This window comes from Clostridium boliviensis (assembly GCF_033342255.1).
In the GTDB taxonomy this organism is placed as follows: Bacteria; Bacillota; Clostridia; order Lachnospirales; family Lachnospiraceae; genus Lacrimispora; species Lacrimispora boliviensis.
The window spans coordinates 1-20,385 of record NZ_JAWONS010000329.1 but is presented as its reverse complement, the minus strand read 5'-3'; the positions used below and the strand labels follow the sequence as shown (position 1 = coordinate 20,385).

Annotated in this window: 19 protein-coding genes; 17 read left to right on the top strand and 2 right to left on the bottom strand. The window is 43.1% G+C overall.

Going from position 1 to position 20,385, the window contains the following annotated elements; translation table 11 throughout:
* Positions 1–45 precede the first annotated feature (45 nt).
* The 10 genes from RZO55_RS23895 to RZO55_RS23850 all read left to right on the top strand — a co-directional run bounded on the left by RZO55_RS23895 (position 46) and on the right by RZO55_RS23850 (position 11,764).
* Positions 46–540, top strand: a complete 495-nt coding sequence (locus RZO55_RS23895) for a MarR family winged helix-turn-helix transcriptional regulator (RefSeq protein ID WP_318066755.1) — start codon at positions 46–48, stop codon at positions 538–540.
* 79 nt (positions 541–619) lie between these two features.
* The gene (locus tag RZO55_RS23890) at positions 620–2,296 is read left to right on the top strand and encodes an ABC transporter ATP-binding protein (RefSeq protein ID WP_318067102.1); all 1,677 of its coding nucleotides are present in this window, start codon (positions 620–622) and stop codon (positions 2,294–2,296) included.
* Positions 2,293–4,134 carry an ABC transporter ATP-binding protein gene (locus RZO55_RS23885; RefSeq protein ID WP_318066754.1) on the top strand — a complete coding sequence of 614 codons (1,842 nt, stop codon included), beginning with the start codon at positions 2,293–2,295 and terminating at the stop codon, positions 4,132–4,134. The genes RZO55_RS23890 and RZO55_RS23885 overlap by 4 nt, the downstream gene beginning before the upstream one ends.
* A 14-nt stretch (positions 4,135–4,148) precedes the next feature.
* Positions 4,149–4,829, top strand: coding sequence for an efflux RND transporter periplasmic adaptor subunit (locus tag RZO55_RS23880; protein ID WP_318066753.1), 681 nt, complete (start codon positions 4,149–4,151; stop codon positions 4,827–4,829).
* A 22-nt stretch (positions 4,830–4,851) separates the two neighbouring features.
* Complete coding sequence (locus tag RZO55_RS23875; protein ID WP_318066752.1) at positions 4,852–6,054, top strand: efflux RND transporter periplasmic adaptor subunit; 1,203 nt, start codon at positions 4,852–4,854, stop codon at positions 6,052–6,054.
* Position 6,055: 1 nt separating this feature from the next.
* Positions 6,056–8,197, top strand: a complete 2,142-nt coding sequence (locus RZO55_RS23870; protein ID WP_318066751.1) for a glycoside hydrolase family 95 protein — start codon at positions 6,056–6,058, stop codon at positions 8,195–8,197.
* 44 nt (positions 8,198–8,241) lie between these two features.
* Entirely contained in the window at positions 8,242–9,111 is an 870-nt protein-coding gene (aroE, locus tag RZO55_RS23865; protein ID WP_318066750.1) for a shikimate dehydrogenase, read from the top strand.
* Positions 9,112–9,332: 221 nt separating this feature from the next.
* Positions 9,333–9,530: a hypothetical protein gene (locus RZO55_RS23860; protein ID WP_318066749.1), complete on the top strand. Its 198-nt coding sequence runs from the start codon at positions 9,333–9,335 to the stop codon at positions 9,528–9,530.
* Positions 9,473–10,300 (top strand): PTS transporter subunit EIIC, encoded by an 828-nt coding sequence (locus RZO55_RS23855; RefSeq protein ID WP_318066748.1) that lies wholly within the window; start codon positions 9,473–9,475, stop codon positions 10,298–10,300. Before RZO55_RS23860 ends, RZO55_RS23855 begins: the two co-directional genes overlap by 58 nt.
* A 27-nt stretch (positions 10,301–10,327) precedes the next feature.
* Complete coding sequence (locus RZO55_RS23850) at positions 10,328–11,764, top strand: 6-phospho-beta-glucosidase (protein WP_439100091.1); 1,437 nt, start codon at positions 10,328–10,330, stop codon at positions 11,762–11,764.
* Between the two features lie 48 nt (positions 11,765–11,812).
* Here RZO55_RS23850 and RZO55_RS23845 read toward each other — a convergent pair whose 3' ends face one another.
* On the bottom strand, positions 11,813–13,723 hold the full coding sequence (locus RZO55_RS23845; protein WP_318066746.1) for a sensor domain-containing diguanylate cyclase: 1,911 nt from the start codon (positions 13,721–13,723) through the stop codon (positions 11,813–11,815).
* 139 nt (positions 13,724–13,862) lie between these two features.
* Here RZO55_RS23845 and RZO55_RS23840 point away from each other — a divergent pair, with 139 nt between their 5' ends.
* Complete coding sequence (locus tag RZO55_RS23840; protein WP_318066745.1) at positions 13,863–14,819, top strand: pyridoxamine 5'-phosphate oxidase family protein; 957 nt, start codon at positions 13,863–13,865, stop codon at positions 14,817–14,819.
* A 61-nt stretch (positions 14,820–14,880) separates the two neighbouring features.
* On the top strand, positions 14,881–15,102 hold the full coding sequence (locus tag RZO55_RS23835; RefSeq protein WP_318066744.1) for a permease of phosphate ABC transporter: 222 nt from the start codon (positions 14,881–14,883) through the stop codon (positions 15,100–15,102).
* A 63-nt stretch (positions 15,103–15,165) separates the two neighbouring features.
* Here the strand turns inward: RZO55_RS23835 and RZO55_RS23830 are convergent, their stop codons facing one another.
* A complete protein-coding gene (locus RZO55_RS23830) occupies positions 15,166–15,876 on the bottom strand; it encodes a FadR/GntR family transcriptional regulator (RefSeq protein WP_318066743.1) in 711 nt (236 codons plus the stop codon).
* Positions 15,877–16,104: 228 nt separating this feature from the next.
* Here RZO55_RS23830 and RZO55_RS23825 point away from each other — a divergent pair, with 228 nt between their 5' ends.
* The 5 genes from RZO55_RS23825 to RZO55_RS23805 all read left to right on the top strand — a co-directional run bounded on the left by RZO55_RS23825 (position 16,105) and on the right by RZO55_RS23805 (position 20,315).
* Positions 16,105–17,088: a DUF5692 family protein gene (locus RZO55_RS23825; protein ID WP_318066742.1), complete on the top strand. Its 984-nt coding sequence runs from the start codon at positions 16,105–16,107 to the stop codon at positions 17,086–17,088.
* Between the two features lie 24 nt (positions 17,089–17,112).
* Positions 17,113–17,454, top strand: coding sequence for a hydrogenase maturation nickel metallochaperone HypA/HybF (locus RZO55_RS23820; protein WP_318066741.1), 342 nt, complete (start codon positions 17,113–17,115; stop codon positions 17,452–17,454).
* 107 nt (positions 17,455–17,561) lie between these two features.
* The gene (locus tag RZO55_RS23815; RefSeq protein WP_318066740.1) at positions 17,562–18,665 is read left to right on the top strand and encodes a glycerol dehydrogenase; all 1,104 of its coding nucleotides are present in this window, start codon (positions 17,562–17,564) and stop codon (positions 18,663–18,665) included.
* 163 nt (positions 18,666–18,828) lie between these two features.
* On the top strand, positions 18,829–19,017 hold the full coding sequence (locus tag RZO55_RS23810) for a ferredoxin (protein WP_318066739.1): 189 nt from the start codon (positions 18,829–18,831) through the stop codon (positions 19,015–19,017).
* An 89-nt stretch (positions 19,018–19,106) separates the two neighbouring features.
* Positions 19,107–20,315 (top strand): DUF438 domain-containing protein, encoded by a 1,209-nt coding sequence (locus tag RZO55_RS23805; protein ID WP_318066738.1) that lies wholly within the window; start codon positions 19,107–19,109, stop codon positions 20,313–20,315.
* Positions 20,316–20,385 lie beyond the last annotated feature (70 nt).

Here is a 20,385-nt window from a genome sequence, read left to right as displayed (position 1 = left end):
GGTAACTGTTAACGGTGTTAAGTATTAATAAGGGGATAGAAATTAATGAATGAAAAAGACGAGTACATAAAAAAGGTAAAGACGCATCTTGCAGTTATGATGGGGAAAGGAAGAAAAATCGATAAAATATTCCTGTCCCAGGGTCTGACCCGCCTTGAAGTATTTGCGATTCAGCAGATTTACCAGGCCACAAATGGGGATCAGGATAATAAAGGCATCTATGTATCTGTACTGGCAAAAAATATGGATATCGTCTTATCCTCTGCCTCACGGACCTTAAACTCCTTAGAAAAGCGGGGGTTGATATCCAGGAAAATCGATCCGGAAAACAGAAGAAATATATGCGTTATGCTCACTGAAAAAGGGGAGTTTGTCAGGAAACAATGCATGGAAAACGTTAATCTTCTGGTGAGCAGGGTCGTCGATGACATGGGAATCGAAGACATGGAACAGCTGATGATATTGTGGAACCGCTTTATTGATCAGATGGACAAAGAAGTAAATGAGTTGACAGAAGAAATGAATAAAAAGACAGAATGATGAAACAGGAAAAGAGGGAACTGACTTGAATGTATTTTTCCGGTATTTCAAACCCTATCTGATCTCTTTGGCAGCAGTCATGCTGCTGCTGTTCGGGCAGGCCGCCTGTGATTTATCCCTTCCGGATTATATGTCTGATATCGTAAACAAGGGTATCACATCGGGAGACACGATATACATAATTAAAGCCGGATTTCAAATGATGGGAATCGCCTTTATCAGTGCGTTCTGCACGGTAATTGTGGGATTGATTGGAGCCAGAATGGCAGCAGGCATCTGCCGGAATCTGCGGCAGGATGTGTTTACGAGAATTGAGGGATTTTCCAGTGCGGAGATGGAGAAGTATTCCACCTCCTCGTTAATTACAAGAACCACCAATGATATTACCCAGATCCAGCAGCTGATTGTCATGCTGATCCGAATCGTATTTTATGCACCCATTCTTGGTATCGGTGGTGTGATTCATGCGCTGGAAAAGGATAAATCCATGTCGTGGATCATTGCGTTAGCCGTAGGATTGCTGCTGGTGATGATTTTTTCCATGATGATGGTGGTTATGCCCAGGTTTCAGTATGTACAAAAATTAATCGACCGGTTAAACCTTGTGGTCCGGGAGAGTCTTGACGGAACTCTGGTGATCCGTGCATTTAATACCCAGAGATTCGAAGAGAAGCGATTTGATAAGGTGAACGCCAGGCTGACCGGCACAAATCTGTTTGTAAACCGGGTTACCTCCGGTATGATGCCTTCCATGATGCTGATTATGAATCTGACCAATCTTTTAATCGTGTGGGTCGGGGCAAAGGCAGTATCCGGTTTTCGGATGAAGGTAGGAGATATGATGGCATATATGCAGTATGCCATGCAGATTATCATGGCGTTTTTAATGATGGCAATGATGTTTATTATGATTCCAAGAGCCATTGTATCCATAAAGAGGGTGGTTGAGGTTCTGACTACAGATTCCACCATCAAAGACCCGAAAGAAACAGCACTTATTTCAGAAAAACCCCAGGGGATTGTGGAGTACCGCAGAGTATCCTTTCGCTATCCGGATGCGGACGAAGCGGTTCTTCATGATATTTCATTTACGGCACTGCCGGGACAGACAACGGCTTTTATCGGTGCAACCGGAAGCGGAAAGAGCACACTGGTCAATTTACTTCCCCGCTTTTACGATGTGACACAAGGGGAGATATTGATTGACGGCACAGACATAAGAAGCTGGCCGCTTAAAAAGCTTCGGGATATGATTGGTTTTGTTCCTCAGAAGGGGATTTTATTCTCCGGAACCATTGAGAGCAATCTAAAATATGGAGACAGAGGAGCCAGTGATAAAGAGGTGGAGGAAGCTGCCAGTACAGCCCAGGCAGAAGAATTCATCAGTTCCAAGCCGGAGGGTTTTCAGACAGAGATCTCACAAGGCGGACAAAATGTATCAGGCGGACAGAAGCAGCGGCTTTCCATTGCCCGTGCATTGGTAAAAAAGGCAGCCGTCAATGTGTTTGATGACAGCTTTTCCGCTCTTGATTTTAAAACAGATGCAAAGCTTCGCGCAGCACTGAAAGAAAAAACGAAAGACAGCGCCACCATTCTGGTGGCACAGCGAATCAGCACCATTATGAATGCGGATCAGATTATTGTTCTGGATCAGGGCAGGATTGCTGGAAAAGGACCTCACCGGGAGCTGATGAAAACCTGTGAGGTGTACCGGGAAATTGCGCTGTCACAGCTGAGTGAGGAGGAACTGAAATGAGTGAAAAAAAATCCTCAGGCGTACCCATGGGCAGGGGCGGCGGACTTGGTCAGAAGACGGAAAAAGCGAAGAATTTTAAAGGCACTATGCTTCATCTTGCCATTTATCTGAAGCATTATAAAATTTCCGTAATAGTTGTGCTCTTATTTGCCTGCTGTTCCTCCGTATTCTCAATCGCAGGACCCAAGATTTTAGGAAAGGCCACCACCAAGCTTTATGAAGGTCTGATCGCCTGGGCCATGGGAACCGGATTGCTTACGGATTTCCGTTATATCAGAAACCGACTGCTGCTTTTAGTTGTCCTCTATGTTGTATCTGCTCTCTTTTCCTATCTGCAGAGCTATATCATGTCAGGGGTCAGCATGAAGATCACCTATGAGCTGCGGAAAAACATCTCGGAGAAAATGAACAGGCTTCCGTTAAATTATTACGACACCAGAACACATGGAGAGATTCTTTCAAGAATTACCAACGATGTGGATACGGTAAACCAGACGTTAAATCAGAGTCTGACCCAGATGATCACATCGGTGACAACCTTAATCGGTATTGTAGTCATGATGCTGTCCATCAGTATCCGCATGACCCTGGTTGCAGTTCTCGTATTGTTTGTTTCCATGGGGCTGATCGTTACGGTAGTGAAAAAATCCCAGAAATTTTTTGCCCAGCAGCAGAAAAGCCTGGGTAATTTAAACGGTCACATAGAGGAAATCTATGCAGGTCATAATGTGGTTCAGATTTTTAACGGAGAAAAAGAGGCCATTGAAAAATTTCGGGTGATTAACGATAAGCTTTTTGGATCTGCGTGGAAATCCCAGTTTTTATCAGGAATGATGATGCCCATCATGTCCTTTGTCAGCAATCTTGGATTTGTATGTGTCTGTCTGCTGGGCGGATATTTAACGGTAAAAAAAGTCATTGAAATCGGTGATGTCCAGGCATTTATACAGTATATGAGATCATTTATGCAGCCAATCTCTCAGATTGCCAATGTTTCTAATACCCTTCAGTCTACAGCTGCTGCTGCAGAGCGTGTATTTGAATTTTTAGATGAAGAGGAAGAAATCCGTGAGACGGAGAGTCCTGTTGTATTAGACCAGGTTCATGGAAATGTGGAATTTAAAAATGTCTGCTTTGGCTATCAGCCGGATACAATGATTATCAATCATTTTTCCTCTCAGATTAATGCAGGACAGACTGTGGCAATTGTAGGTCCCACAGGAGCAGGAAAAACCACTGTAGTAAAACTGCTGATGCGGTTTTATGAGCTTAATTCCGGTCAGATCCTGATAGACGGGCATGACAGCCTTACATTTACCAGAAGAGACTTACGTTCCATGTTCGGCATGGTGCTGCAGGAAACCTGGTTATATAATGCTACAGTAATGGATAACATCCGTTACGGAAATTTTGATAAATCGGATGTAGAAGTAATAGCCGCAGCAAAAGCTGCTCATTGCGATGAATTTATACGGACTCTGCCCGGAGGCTATCATATGGTGATTAATGAAGAATCCAGTAACTTATCCCAGGGGCAGAAACAGCTTTTAACCATTGCCCGGACCATTCTGGCAGATCCTAAGATCCTGATTCTTGATGAAGCAACCAGCTCCATTGATACACGAACAGAGGTCTTTATCCAGAAAGCCATGGATAAATTAATGAAAAACAGAACCAGCTTTGTTATCGCCCACCGTCTTTCCACCATACGGGATGCTGATATGATTCTGGTTATGAAGGATGGCGACATCATAGAACAGGGAAATCATGAAACACTGCTTGAAAAGAAAGGATTTTATTCCGATCTGTATCACAGCCAGTTTGCAGAACAATCATAGCGGAGGAAAATGATATGCAGGAAAACAAACACATCAACATCGAAGATCAGGAAATCAGTAAGGGAACAGGAAAACTGAAGAAAATACTCATCCCCCTTTTGCTTGCAGTGATTCTTCTGGGAGGAGCTGCCGGGGGGTATGCCTATTATATGAGCATCTCGTATTTTAAGACGGATAATGCCAGAGTGACAGCAAAGCTGTATTCGGTGAAAGCAATCACCAATGGAAAGCTTCTGTCATGGGAGGTGGAGAATGGGGATCTGGTAGAACAGGACCAGGTACTTGGACGTCAGGAGACACTGCCTTATATCACCTCTCCAATAACAGGAACGATTGTGAAAAATGAGGGAGCGGCCAATCAGGCGGCTGCCCCTGGTTCGGAACTGGCTGTTGTGGCGGATACATCCGATCTCTACATCGGGGTTAATGTGGAAGAAACAGATATTATGAAAATAAAACTGGGGCAGAAAGTGGATATTAAACTGGATGCATACCCTGGAAAAACGTTTAAGGGACAGGTAATAGAAATAGATCCGGCTACACAGACCTATTTTTCAGGAGGAAACAGTTTTACCACCAGCGGTGATTATACTAAAGTTACACAGTTAATCCCCATCAAGGTAGCGATTGAAAACCAGCAGAATCTTCCTCTTGTTTTTGGAATGAATGCTTCTGTAAAAGTTCATTTAAAGTAAAGGTCGAAGAAGGAGAAAACAGATGAAGAAATTAACAGCAGTTTTAATGGTAACAGCAATGCTTTCGTCGGCTCTTTCCGGCTGTGCGGGAGCTGGAAGACAGACAGAAGTAACGGTGGCTGCAGCAAAAGAGGGAAAGGACTTATCCGCCATGGTATGGCAGGGAACCGTAGAGGCTTTAAGCAGCGTCGATATCATACCAGCTGCCAGCGGAAAAGTGACCCAGATCATGGCCAAAGAAGGGGATCATGTGGAAGCCGGTGCTGCATTGTTCCAGATCGATAATCAGGATGCCAGCCTACAGTTAGAACAGGCAAAGGCCGGATATCAGGCGGCACAGGCCAGTTTTAACAGTGCACAAAAAGCAAATCAGCAAAATACGGTTGTAAAACCCGCTCAGATAAGCTTTACTACAGCAAGTGATAATTTTAACCGGATAAAAGTCCTTTATGCAAGCGGTGATGTCTCCCAGACAGACTATGAGGCTGCCAAGGCTCAGATGGATGTGGCACAGGTACAGCTTCAGGCAGCCCAGAACAACCAGACAACAACGTGTGAGGTAACAAAGGCACAGCTTGAAAGTGCGAAAGCCGCCCTTGATATCGCCCAGAAGCGGTATGATGACTGCGTGGTGGTATCACCCATAAAAGGACTGGTGACAAAAATCAGTGTGGAAGCAGGCCAGACCGTTTCACCTCAGATTAAAGCTGCTACAGTTATTGACGACAGAGGGAAAAAAGTTGAAATTAAAGTAGCAGATATCGATATTGACCAGATCAAAGCAGGAACAGAAGTCAATGTGAACCTACAGACTCTTGGGGAGAGTTTAAAGGGAAGTATCAGTGACATTTCTGCAGTCAGTGATTCCCAGACAGGAATGTTTGATGTGACAGTATCTTTAGAAGAAGAGAGTACAAACAGCGCAATCGGACTGATGGCAGATATCAGAATTGCCGATAATAAGGAAGGAAATTCCGTTTATATTCCGGCAAAGTCTGTTCAGTCTGATGATTCCGGTACCTATGTCTATAAGGTATCTGACAACAGTGCAGTGAAAGCTTCTGTCACACTGGGGAAGAAAAAGAATGCTTATATAGAAGTGACTAATGGACTTACAACCGGTGATCTTGTAATCTTACAAAGCAGTAAACCATTGACAGACGGAGAAAAAATCAGTATATTGACTGTGAAGCAGCAGGACAAAACTGAAAAAGGGGAAATTTAATATGAAACTATTTTACACCGAACCGGCAGGTAAGTGGGAAGAAACTCTCCCAATCGGCAATGGAAGCCTGGGCGCCATGATATGGGGAAATGAAAAAAGAGAGTGCCTTGGTCTAAACGAAGAGAGTCTCTGGTCAGGCTACCGTCATGACAAAAATAACCATGGTGCATTTCCTTATCTGGAACAGTGCCGCAGGCTGGTGGAGCAGGAGAAGTATGAGCAGGCGGAGGAATTGATCCGGACTCATATGCTTGGAGAATACAATGAATCCTATCTCCCCCTGGGAAATCTGTACATGGACTTTGACCATGAAGGAGATGTGACAGACTATAGCCGTGATCTGAATCTGGATCAGTCTGTCAGCCATGTGAGTTACCGGGTAAACGGTGTAAGCTACAACAGGGAATACTTTGCAAGTTATCCTGCCAAAGCATTTTTTATTAAACTGGATTGTGAGAAAAAAGCAATCAATACACTGATTTCTTTTGAATCCCAGATACCATACAAAGCAGAGTATGGGAAAGAGGGGATTACCATAAGCGGAAAATGTCCGGAGCATGTGGATCCTTCCTATGTGGATTATACTCCAAATCCGATTATTCAGGGAGAGAAGGGAATGGAGTTTCATGGAGGCTTACGGCTTCTTTCCTGCGATGGAGAAGCAGTCTGTGAGAAAGATGGGCTTCGTATCTTAAATGCATCCACTGTCCTATTGGCGTTTTACGCAGTGAAGGAGCCGGCTTTTGACCGTTTATCAGCATATGATGAGATCAAAGAGCAGCATATCCGTGATTACAAATCCATCTATGACAAGGCAGAGCTCTATCTTGGAGAGCAGCCGGAAGTCCCTACCAATGTGAGACTTCAAAGCCTTCGGGATGGGGAAAAGGATAACGCACTTTACGCACTCTACTTCCAATACGGAAGATACTTGCTTATCAGCTCTTCCAGAGAAGGCAGTCTCCCTGCTAATTTACAGGGAATCTGGAGCTGGCAGTTAAGAGCGCCCTGGAGCTGCAACTGGACAACCAACATTAATGCACAGATGAATTACTGGCTTGCACAAAGCTGTAACTTAAAAGAATGTCTTAAGCCTTACTTTGAATTTGTAAAGCGGATTTGTGAGGAGGGCAGGAAGACTGCCAAAGTTCATTATCAGTGCAGAGGCTTTGTGCACCACCATAATGCAGATTACTGGTGCAATACCAATCCGGTTGGAATGGCTAACGGGGAAGCAGAAGGGGAACCGGAAAGCGTTACCTGGTCAATGTGGCCTATGGGCGGCGCATGGCTAACGAACGAACTGTTTAAGCATTATGAATACAACCCGGACCGCAGATTCCTGGAAAAAACCGCGTATCCAATCCTGAAAGAAGCAGCCCTGTTCCTCATTGACTGGCTGTATCTGTATGAGGATCACTATGTTACCTGTCCTTCCACTTCTCCGGAAAATAAGTATAAAGTTCCAGGCAGCAAAGACAGCGCAGTTGCAGTTGCTATGTCTACGGCAATGGATCTGGCTATTATCAGGGAAGTCTTTGGAAATTTCCAGAAAACATGTGAAATCTTAGGGTTAGATGATGAGGTTTTATCAGAAATAACAGAAAGACTGAGTAAGCTCACTCCTTTTAAAATCGGAAGCAAAGGCCAGCTGTTAGAGTGGCATAAGGAATTTGAAGAGTTAGAACCCGGACACCGCCATGTTTCCCATCTGTATGGCCTGTTCCCGTCTGAGCTGTTTGAAGGGGATGAAACACTGACTGAGGCGTGTAAAACCTCTCTGCTTTTGCGTCTGGCAAACGGAGGCGGTTATACGGGATGGAGCTGTGCCTGGATCATCAATCTTTTTGCAGCACTGGAAGACTCTGAGCACGCTTATGAATATTTAAAAACTCTGCTGACCAGATCTAGTTATGATAATCTGTGGTGTGCCCATCCGCCGTTCCAGATTGATGGTAATTTCGGAGGAACTGCCGGAATCGCCAATATGCTGGTGCAGGAGCGCAACGGCAAAGTGAAAATTCTGCCGGCTCTTCCTGCTGAGTTTGAAGATGGCTATGTGAAAGGTCTCAGGATCAAGAACGGTAAGACAGTAGATATCAAATGGAGCAACGGGAAATTAGAAGATTATAAAATCTACTAGATTGAAACAAAAAACGAAACTATCTGATAATGAGGAGCACAAATATGGATAAGAGGATTTCTGGAAGAACAGGTTTAATGGCACTGATTGGATCACCGGTAGGGCATTCCGGTTCACCTGCTATGTATAATTACAGCTTTGAGAAGCTGGGACTGGACTATGCCTATCTCGCTTTTGATGTTACGGTAGAAGAGGTGGAAAAGGCGATAGAAGCAGTAAAAACCCTGCGTATGAGAGGCTGCAACGTAACCATGCCCTGCAAGACAGAGGCGCTTAAATACATGGATGAACTGTCAGATGCAGCACGCATTACAGGTGCGGTCAACACCATTGTTAATGAAAACGGAAAGCTCATCGGACATATGACAGACGGACAGGGATTCGTGGATAACTTAAGAGATCATGGTGTTGAAATTAAAGATAAAAAGATCACCATATGCGGCGGTGGAGGTGCAGCGACTGCAATACAGGTGCAGTGTGCGTTAGAAGGAGCAAGAGAAATTTCCATTTTCAATATCAAAGATGCATTTTTTGAAAGAACTCTTTTGACGGCTGAGAAAATCAGAAAGGAAAAGCCTGGCTGCATCGTAAATGTATTTGACATCACAGATATGGAAATGATGAGACAAGAAATGAAAACCAGTGATATTTTCGCAAATGCAACCATTGTAGGCATGAAACCCATGGACAATGAAAGTGTGGTAAAGGATGTGACCATGTTCCACCAGGGGCTGGTAGTAACAGATGCGGTCTATAATCCTAAGGAGACAAAGATGCTGAGAGAAGCCAGAGAAGCGGGGTGTAACTGTATCAGCGGGCAGGGAATGCTTGTCTGGCAGGGGGCTGCAGCTTTTAAGCTCTATACAGGGCAGGAGATGCCTGTGGAAGGGGTAAAACGCTTGCTTTTTAAATAATATACAAAAAGTATTTACAAATAAAGAAAAATATGGTAATATTTACTCGATATTAAAAGGGTAATTGTTTTATTATATGAAAAATGAATAACTGGGTGTTACTGTATCAGCAGATACAGGCATGACTGGTGATATTTACATGTTTGCTTAAGCAATGTGTAAGTATGATCAGTCTTTTTGTTTTTATGGGGTTAATATGCTTTTTATTAAAGGAGGAAAACATGAAAAAAATCAAGTGTATCAAAAGTTGTCTGTTTCTGTCTATGGCGCTGTTTCTTGGCAATACCGCATTTACCACTCAGGCAAAGGCAGAGACCATGGAGCAAGCAAGCGCAGGCGGTCAGGGGGTTCTAAGGACGTTATGGATGTATTGTTTGCAGGAACCATGTTTGAATCCAATATTTATGCTACGTTTATGAAGATTCCTGTTATTATGCCAAAAAGCGGCTATCCATCTTCTGTAGTGCCGATCATCCTTGCCGTATATGTTGCGTCTAAGATTGAAAAGTTCTGGAAACGGGTGATCCCGGATGTAATAAAGAACTTCCTGGTTCCGACTCTGACTCTGATGCTTGCAGCGCCTTTAACCTTTGTTGTGGTAGGTCCGCTGGCAAACTCCGTTGCCGCAGTCATTGGCTACCTTACCCAGGCTGCTTACCACGCAAGTCCTGTATTAGAAGGTGCAATTGTTGGTGCGTTCTGGCAGGTTCTTGTTATTTTCGGACTCCATTGGGGACTGATTCCGGTTTATATCATGAACCTGAATACACAGGGATTTGACAGCTTCATGCAGCCTTATTTTGCAGCTTCCTTTGCACAGACTGCGGTGGTTGCAGCGGTTATGCTTAAGACAAAGGATAAAAATTTAAAGAGTCTTTGTATTCCGGCAGCAATCTCTGGTATCTTTGGTGTGACGGAGCCGGCTATTTATGGTATCTCCCTGCCGAAGAAGAAACCGTTTATTATTTCCTGTGTGGCTGCTTCCATCGGAGGTGCCATCATTGGAGCTGGAAATGTAAAGAAATATATGTCCGGTGCGTTGGGAATCTTTGGTTTCCCTGCTTTTATCAATCCCGCTAATAATGATACCTCCAGTATTCCCTGGGTAACTGCCGGTGTGGTGGTTGCAGCCCTGATCGCATTTGCAGCCTGCTTTATTATTTACCGGGATGAGGAAGCAAAGAAGTAAATACTATAATCTGACACTATGAAAGGAATGGTAAAAACGATGAGAAAAGATTTTTTATGGGGAGGAGCAACAGCAGCCAACCAGTGTGAAGGCGGTTATTTAGAAGGCGGCAAAGGTATGGGTACTGTGGATGTCGTGCCATGGGGGGAAAACCGTTTTCCTGTCATGCTTGGAGAGATGGATTATAAAACTCTGCCTGATGACTCCTATTACCCATCAAGAGAAGCCATTGACATGTATCATCACTACAAGGAGGACATTGCCCTTTTTGCAGAGATGGGCTTTAAATGTTATCGTTTTTCCCTTTCCTGGTCCAGGATCTTTCCTACAGGGGAAGAAGAAGCGCCCAATGAGGAAGGTCTTAAGTTTTATGAAGAAGTGATTGATGAGCTGTTAAAATATAACATCGAGCCGGTCATTACTATCTGCCACTTCGATGTGCCGTTAGCTCTGGCAGAAAAATATGGTTCCTGGAAGAACCGTAAGCTGATTGACTGCTTTGTCCGTTACTGCGATGCCATTTTTCATAGATTTAAAGGAAAAGTAAAGTACTGGATTACCTTTAATGAAATCAATATGCTTTTGCATCTGCCATTTATGGGAGCGGGGATCCTCTTTGAGGAAGGGGAGAACTCCCACCAGGTCAAATATCAGGCAGCACATAACGAGCTGGTGGCATCAGCCATGGCGACCAGACTTGCCCATGAAATCGATCCTGAGTACAGGGTTGGCTGTATGCTTGCAGCAGGGAACTTTTATCCATACAGCTGCAGTCCTGATGATGTGTGGAAAGCCATGGAAAAGGACAGGGACAACTATTTCTTTATCGACGTTCAGGCAAGAGGCCAGTATCCTGCCTATGCAAAGAGATTTTTTGAGAGAGAAGGAATTATACTGAATGCAGAAGAGGATGATTATCGCATATTAAGGGAGAATACCGTTGATTATATTTCATTCAGCTACTATTCTTCCCGCTGTGCCAGTGCGGATCCGGAGGTCTTAAAGAAGTCCACAGCAGGAAATGTGATGAAGAGTATTAAAAATCCGTATCTCAAAGCTTCAGACTGGGGCTGGCAGATCGACCCGCTGGGACTTCGTATCACTCTTAACACGTTGTACGACCGTTACCAGAAACCGCTTTTCATTGTTGAGAACGGGCTGGGGGCAGCTGATGTGATGGAGAAGGATGGGACTGTGTCCGATGACTACCGCATTGATTATTTAAGAGAACACATAAAAGCCATGATTGATGCGGTGGATATCGACGGTGTGGATTTAATCGGATATACTCCGTGGGGCTGTATCGATCTGGTGAGCGCCTCTACTGGAGAGATGAAAAAACGATATGGATTTATCTATGTGGATAAAGACAATCAGGGACATGGAACCCTGAAACGAAGCAGAAAAAAATCATTTTACTGGTATCAGAAGGTGATAAAAACAAACGGAGTTTCACTGGAATAAAAAGTTGTGCCTGCGGCAGTGTTCCCGCTGCAGGCACAACTTTTTTATTCAGTAAATCACAGAGATCCGGTTTCTTCCTGCATTCTTGGCCTGATAAAGGGCGATGTCGGAACGTTCCATAAGACTTTCAAGAGTATCGGAAGCTGGGTGAAAGAAAGTTACGCCAATACTGATGCGCAGGGGGATTCGTTCCTGACCATCATTGTATAGCAGCAAGTGCTCGATGCTTCTGCACAGCTTATCAGCAGTCTGCACAATTTCGGTTTCATGACTGTCTAAAATCAACGCAGCAAATTCTTCGCCGCCGATTCTCCCCAGTAAATCATTTCCTTTCATGAGTTTCTGGCATTCCTCTGTAACCAGACAGATCGCCCGGTCTCCCATACTATGTCCAAAGGTGTCGTTAATGGACTTAAACCGGTCAATATCCATCATAAGAAATGCTGCAGTCTGGCTGTTTTGTTTCATATTAGAAAGTTCTTTTTGTGCTGACTCCAAAAAGCTTCTCCTGTTCATGATTCCGGTGAGCATATCGGTTCTCGCCTGGATTTTAAGTTCCTGTTCCGTCCTTTTCCGGTCTGAAATATCCTCCAGTGTGGAGAGAAACTGAATGATTTCACCTTCTTCATTTAAGATCGGTGTCAGAATTATATTTTCCCAGATCAGATCGCCGTTCTTTTTCTTGTTAACAATTTCACTGCTCCATTGTTTTCCTGAAAGAATTGTATTCCATAAATTATGATAAAACTCCGTGTTGTGATATCCTGATTTTAAGATTCTCGGATTTTTGCCTATAACTTCCTGCAATTCATACCCCATAAGCTGTAAGAAGGTTGGGTTTGCATATTCAATTTCTCCAGAGGTATTGGTGAGAATAAAAGAGACAGGACTTTGTTCCATAATTGCCTGAAAGGTATCCTCGCTTTTTTTCAGCTGCTTTTTTAATTCATGATTCCACGTAATATCACGGATAACACTGATGATATATGTATTGTTTTCAAAATGAATGATCTTTGATGAAATAAGGGCGTTTAATTCTTTCCGTTCTTGGGTTAAAAAGGTGATTTCCAGGTTTTTACAACCGCCATCCTTCCTGATTATGTCAAAGAAACAGTCTCTGTCACTCGGACCTTTCCAGAACTTCAGATCGAGAGTTGTCTTACCTATGGATTCTTCCCTTGTGAAACCGGTTATAGTGGTATACGTCTCATTCACATCGATTATTTTTCCCGAATGCAGTTCCGTGATAAATACAGAATCGGGTATTGTTTCAAATATGAGGCGAAAACGTTCTTCCGCTAGTGTCTTATCTGCGTGTTCCCTCTGGACAGCCATTATAATAAAGCAATAAGTCCATAAAAGGATTCCGGCAATGGACAGAAAATAGTTTATGAGGTTTAAAAAGGAACCAATGTTATAATTTAGCGTCTCATTATTAAAGGTAAAAAGAGCGCGGATGATCAGAAAGGATCCGTAAGGTATACACGCTGCAGCAATAATGCATGTAGCTGGACGAACAGAGTTAATGGAATGATTGTTTAAATTTGCTGCGGTGAAAAATATAGCAATGGCAGAAAACAAGCAAAATGACATAGTGCGGTAACTGCTATTGTCATAGATAAAAGAAAAACAGGTATAACTGACTAGAAACAGAAAGGTCAGAGCTAACAGTTTTCCTTTGGCGACAGGAAGTTCCAGAAATTTGGAAAAACCGATATTTAACCCTAATATGGAAAAATAAAACGAAAAATCAGATAAGTGTATCAATAAACGCCCCTGAACTGCAGAAGCTCGGATTGCATAAAGAAGCCCGCAGACAGCTGAAGCAAAACAACTGAAGAGCAGGTAATTCATGCCGGGATAATTTTTAATAATACGGAAAACAAACAGCATAATGAGCAGCTGTATGAAACTGATATAAAAAAGTACAATGGAAATTGTAGGAATGTCCAGAACCATAGTTGCTGCCTCCAGTTTCGTTTCAATAAACCAATTCTAATATGTTTTAATACAAAAAGCAACAGGATGCAGAACGATAAAAATTTCTCACATTCTAAAAAATTGTAATCTGCATAAAAATTAACAAGGAGGTGCAAGAATGAAAAATACACTGATTCTTTATGAAAGCAGATACGGATTTACAAAAATGGCTGCCTTGCAGGCTTCACTGGTACTGGGACCTGGAAAATGCATGCGTTTTTCAGAAATGAAAGATTTCGGACAGGAATGGGATCTTGTAGTTTTACTGATTCCCGTCTATTATGAACGGCTGGAGCAGGAAGCTGTTGAGTATATAAAAAACAATCTGGAGTGGCTGAAGAAGAATAAAATAGTCCTTTTTTGCACTTGTTTGATCAAGGAATATGTAAAGACGTATTTACAGCCGGTGAGCGGGCTCCTTGGAAGTAGTGTGATATTCCAGGGTGGAATTGCCGGAAATCTTATTTTAAGCAGACTTGAGGATGAAGACCGAACACGTATGGCGGTATTTTTCAAGTCAGCAGAATTTGATGAGCAGGATTATCTCTGCTTTGACCAGGACGAATATGTGGAGACTTTGTTAAGCATAAAGGAGTGGAAGGACTGTCCTGCAAAGGTGATGGACGAAAAAAAATTGCTTGGCTTTTGCGAGGAGTTTCTGACCAATCATAATACCTGTTCTTTGTCAACCGGATACAAAAGCCGAATCCGGGCGACGCCCATCGAATACCAATACAGGAACGGATTTATATATGTGATAAGTGAGGGAGGGGTAAAGTTTGCCAATATTCTGCAAAATCCCAATGTATCTGTGGCAGTTTTTAATGAGTTTCAGGGCATGAATCAGCTAAGAGGGATGCAGATCAAAGGCACGGCTGAAATAATTGAAACTGGAAGTACGCAGTACCTTGAATTTCTGGCGATGAAAAAATTAGACTATGAGAATGTGAGGAAGCTTCCGGTGGCTCTTCATTTAATCCGGATAAGAATAGAAAAAATTGAATTTTTATGGTCTGGCTTTCGGGAAATGGGAGCAGACGTGAAACAGATTATGACCTTTTGTCAAAGATCTTAATAAAATTTTTTAATAGGTGTATACTAAACACAAAAGATTAAGGAAGAAGGAGGCAGAACAAATGAAACAGTTGGTAAATTGTGCGGATGAGTATATCAGACAGTGCAGAATCAAAGATTTTGCATTGCTAAAGGTTTGTCTTTGTGCTTTGGGTGTTATGATTGGACTTTCGGTACCGGAGAAAAAGAGGAAATGGCCTCTTGCTGCAGCTGGCTTTGTGTTTATGTTCAGTTATGCCATGCTTATGGCTGAATTTTTAAAGATCTATATGGATGAGAGGTAAAAGGATTTGCAATATATCCGGTTCCGGCGGTTTTCTTAAAACTGTTGGAACCGGATTTGAAAATTACGGTGTATAATAAATTTCCCGGTGACCGCTGATGCTGTCGGAGAGCGACCGCTTTAAATAGCTTTCGGCTCCCTCAAAATCCCGTTCTTCTATGAGTGTACATAATTCGTTGGTATTTTCATAAAGAGCGGGGATTCCATATAAGGCGCAGAAACGAAGCCAGAGAGAGTAAGTCAGTGCTTTAAATGACCGAAAAATTAAAGGAAGGAGAGAATTTCCGGAAAACAGCGCCAGATGATGGTGAAATGCAAAGGCAGATTCTGCCGCTTCATGAGGGCTGGCAGCTCTTCCGATGGATTCCGTTAAATTCCTCAGCTGTAAAATCTCTGAATCCGTAATATCCTTAGAACCCAGCTCAACCGCAAGGCTGTCCAGCGCGATTCGAAGCTCTAAAATAGACTTTACTTCTTCTTTTCGAAGGATTCCTCCATTGTAATTCATAATAGAAAGAAAGGTATCTATAGTTCCTTCTTTTCTAAAATCTGCAATAAATGTTCCCTGCCTCTGGCGTATGTCAAGAAAGCCTTTTTCTGCCAGTTTTTTAATTCCTGCATTTACCACAGACCGGCTGATCTGCATAGAAACTGCCAGTTCCCGTTCCGGCGGAAGCTTCGACCCGATAGGAAGCTTACCGGAAAGAATGCAGGATTCCAGCTCTTTAATAAACAGCTCCTTTAATGTTGGAGCACTCAGCTTTTTAAACTCCATAAATCATTCCCCCTGTCTGTATAAGACTGTATCTGGTTGAGCCAGATACCACAATCATAATTATATGGTAAATTTATATAAAAAGCAAGAAAAGTAACTGTGAAAACTTCCGATAATTAGTAAAATGTATGCGAAATCATGACAAATTTTTCTGGAAAGTGTTAAAATATAAACAAAATATATGTGGTTCAACCAAAGGTTGTGCCCAATGTAACTGGAGGTAGTAATATGTTTGTATTTCAATCAGCAAAGGGGGCCTTTCCCCTGTCTTATCTGCTTGTATGGTTATTGGTATTTGCTTTGCTATTCCTGCTCAATGAGGTGTCACGGCGCTATAAGATGATTGGTTTCCTTTTCTTTTTAGTAATGCCTGCTGTTTTATCTGTTCTTTGGTTTACAGTTATGAGAAAGAGTACATATACAGACTGGTTTCATCTTGCAAAAGTCTATTCCTCAACGGCAGGCTGCATCGGCTTCTGGCTAATCCGGCATTATCAAAAAACAAGAAAGGACAATACTGTATTCCGCCTTTGTGACAGCCGTATTGCCCTTTGTTTCCCGCCTCTGATCCTGGCTGTCAATATCATGGAAGCGGTGACAAGAGATCTTGAAGTAGGTATGACATACCATACCATAGCTCAGGATGCGACAGCAGATGTTTCTGTTCTTCTTATGGGGGGACCCTGGAATTTTATGAATGCAGCTGCTGGGGTCTTAAATATTATTACCATAACCGGATGGTTTGGTATCTGCCTGAGAAAGGAGACAGCCAGAGACAAAAGCAGAGATATGCTGTGGCCTGACATGCTGTGGTTCTGGATCGCTGCCTATGATATATGGAATTTTGCCTATACTTATAACTGCCTTCCCCACCATGCATGGTATTGTGGGCTTGCACTTCTTCTGGCACCGACCCTCTGTGCATTTACTGTTGGAAAGGGCGCATGGCTGCAGCACCGGGCCCAGACGCTGGCTCTTTGGTGTATGTTTGCCCAGACGTTTCCCGGTTTCCAGGATGTGGGACAATTCCGTGTGGATTCTTCCTACAGGCCAGGCATTTACTTTGCGGTCAGCCTGATTGCCCTGTTATGCAATGGAGCAGTGGCAGTATATATGGGGTATAATATCTGGAAAAAGCGGCGCAGCCCATACGGACCGGAGCTTTATACTAATTTAAAATCCTATCGCAAAGTGAAGGAATTGGCGCAATAAGAAGCAGCAGTAAGGAGGAATGGTATGCATGAACTGGGAGTTTTAATGGAGGTAGTACGGATTGTGGAAGATGCGGTCAGGGAACAAAGTCTCACACAGGTGGATCGTCTTGTACTTCAGATTGGTGAGATGGCACTTGTGGTACCCAGTTATGTAGAGCAGTGTTATCCGGCTGCTGTCCAGGGGACTTTGCTTGAAAACACCCGCCTGGATATAGAGATCATTCCTGCCAGTGGCCGGTGCAGGCAGTGTCATCATGTATTCCATGTAGCGGAAGGATATGTGAAATGTCCCTGCTGTCAAAGCTACTCCTGGGAACTCCTGGGTGGAAGGGAATTCATGATTAAGGAAATTGCTGCTTGCTAAATTGACTGAATTTATCACTCGTTAAAATCTTGACATATCTGTCTCTCAGGCGTATATTTAATAAGACATAACGATAAAATTTTACTGATTGAGGAGAGAAGACTATTATGCTGAAATTAATGAGATCACCTTTAAAATACGTACAGGGGCAGGGCGCTTTGTCAGCGGTTTACGAGGAAACAAAAAATCTTGGTACATCATTTCTTTTTATCTGCAGCAACAGCGGATACAAAAACTGCCATGAAAAAATTGAGAAAAGTTTTGAAGGAAAAGATGCCAGAGTGCATTTTGAAATATTTGGAGGAATCAGTTCCACCGGTGAGATAGAACGGATGCGAAAGATTGTCAGAGACGGTCACATTGACTGCGTGGTTGCTGTAGGCGGCGGCTCTGCCATAGATACTGCGAAAGCTACCGCACATTATGAGAAGCTGCCGGTAGCTGTCATTCCTACGGTAGTGGCAACGGATGCTCCCTGTACCGGTCTGTCCGTGATCTATAACGATGACGGCAGTTTTTCCCATTACATATTCTATCCGAAAAATCCAGATGCCGTGATTGTTGATTCTGATATTATTGCTCATGCGCCGGTGAAATTCCTCATTGCAGGAATGGGAGATGCACTGGGTACTTATTTTGAAGCAAGAGCCTGTGAAAAGGCAAAAGCCCCCAGCCTGGAGAATGGCGGAATCACAAAATCCGCAATGGCTCTTTGCAGACTTTGCTATGAGACTCTTTTAGAAGATGGCTATAAGGCATTAAAAGCCTGTGAGAACCACATTGTAACTCCGGCACTGGAAGCAATTATTGAGGCGAATACCTACTTAAGCGGTGTAGGCGCTGATAACGGCGGTCTGGCAGTATCTCATTCCGTTTACAACGGATTTACGGCTCTGGAGGAATGTGAATCAACCATGCACGGCAGTGTGGTCGCATTCGGAACCCTTGCCCAGCTGGTATTAGAAAATGCGCCGGCAGCAGAGTTTAATCAGGTTCAGGAATTTTGTGCCAGTGTGGGACTTCCTGTTACTTTAAAAGAAATTGGTGTAACAGACCGGGAGCGGGTCCGCATTGCGGCTGAGAATGCATGTGCGCAAGGAGAAAGCATCCATAATATGATTGGAGATGTAACGCCAGAACAGCTTTACGATGCCCTGATCGCTGCAGATGTACTCGGTCAGGAATATCTGGCTAAAATAAATAAGAGATAATAGAAGATGAAAAAGAAGGTCTGTGCTGTCACCAGATCTTCTTTTTTCGTTATATTTATAATAAAAAAATGGATATTTTTATTATAAAATACCAACAATAAAAGTGCATTTAAGGGTAAAGAATGAAAGCTGTCCCTGGGACAGAACAGAAAGGAGTTAAAGAATGAAAGCAGAAGTAGATAGAGAGGGATGCATTGAATGCGGGCTCTGCGCCTCAACTTGTCCGGAAGTATTCAGAATGGGGGATGACGGTCCTGCGGAAGTATACGTTGATACCGTACCCGAATCAGCAGAACAAACGGCAGTGGAGTCACAGGAAGGCTGTCCGGTAGATGTAATTAAAGTAGAATAATCACTGAAAGCACCTCTTTCTGAAAGAAATAAAGAATCAGACAGAGGTGTTTTTCTTACTTCGCTCTTAAATAGAAAGGGAGAACGGTTATGAGTGAATTCATCAACAACAGCGAGATGAGGCAAAAGACAATAAAAGATATCATACGGCAGCTTCATGAAGGAAAGACAGCGGAGGAAGTGAAATCCCAGTTTGAAAAGGTCTTTCACGGAGTATCTGCCAGTGAGATTTCAAAAGCAGAAGGGGCACTGATTGCGGAGGGGCTTCCCGTTGAAGAGGTACAGAAGCTTTGTGACGTTCATGCAGCGGTATTTAAGGGGACGATAGAAGAAATTCATCAGCCGGAGGAGCCGGCGCTCATACCTGGACATCCGGTTCAGGTATTGGTAAGGGAAAATAAAAAAATATCACACATACTGGAAAAGGATGTGCGGCCGTTCCTGTCTCTTAAGGCACTCGAGAATCCAAATGCAATGGACCAGCTGAAAGCAGGAATCGACCAGTTAAAGGATATAAGCATTCATTATAAGAAAAAGGAAAATCTGTATTTTCCGTACATGGAGAAATACGGGGTTACAGCACCGCCTAAAGTCATGTGGGGGGTGGATGACGAAATCAAGGTCCAGATAAAAGAGGTGGCGGCTTTGACAGCCAGCCAATCCGTACCAAAGGAGACTTTGATTGAAAAAGTCCAGGATATTGCAGATAAAATTCAGGAGATGATATTTAAGGAAGAAAATATTATGGTTCCCATGATGATGGAAAATCTCACCATGGAGGATTGGAAGACCATTGCTGAAGGAAGCGGAGAAATCGGCTATATGATTGAGCATGTTGCTCAGTGGGAGCCTGAAGCGGGGGAAGAAGAACTCACATGTGTAAAAACGGAGGAGGGAATTATTAAGCTTCCCTCGGGAGAGTTAAATACGGAAGAACTGACTGCTCTGCTCAATACCCTGCCTTTTGATATCACATTTGTCGATGAGAAAGATGAAGTGAGATATTTTTCCGAAGGAAAGGACCGGGCGTTTCCCAGAACCAGGACAATATTAGGAAGAAATGTCTCCAACTGTCATCCTCCTGCAAGTGTCCATATCGTTGAAAAAATTGTGGAGGATTTTAAAAGCGGCAGAAAAGATGAGGAAGATTTCTGGATCAGAATGGGAAGTAAATATATCCTGATCCGTTACTATGCCGTACGAAACGAAGCAGGAAAATATCTTGGGGTAGCGGAAGTGACCCAGGATATTGATGAAATTCAAAAAATTACTGGTGAAAAAAGATTGATGACTGAGTGATAAGAGAAAAAGAGAGTACAAGCCCAAATTCGTGAGAGAAGGTTTGTACTCTTTTGTCTGTAAAATATCA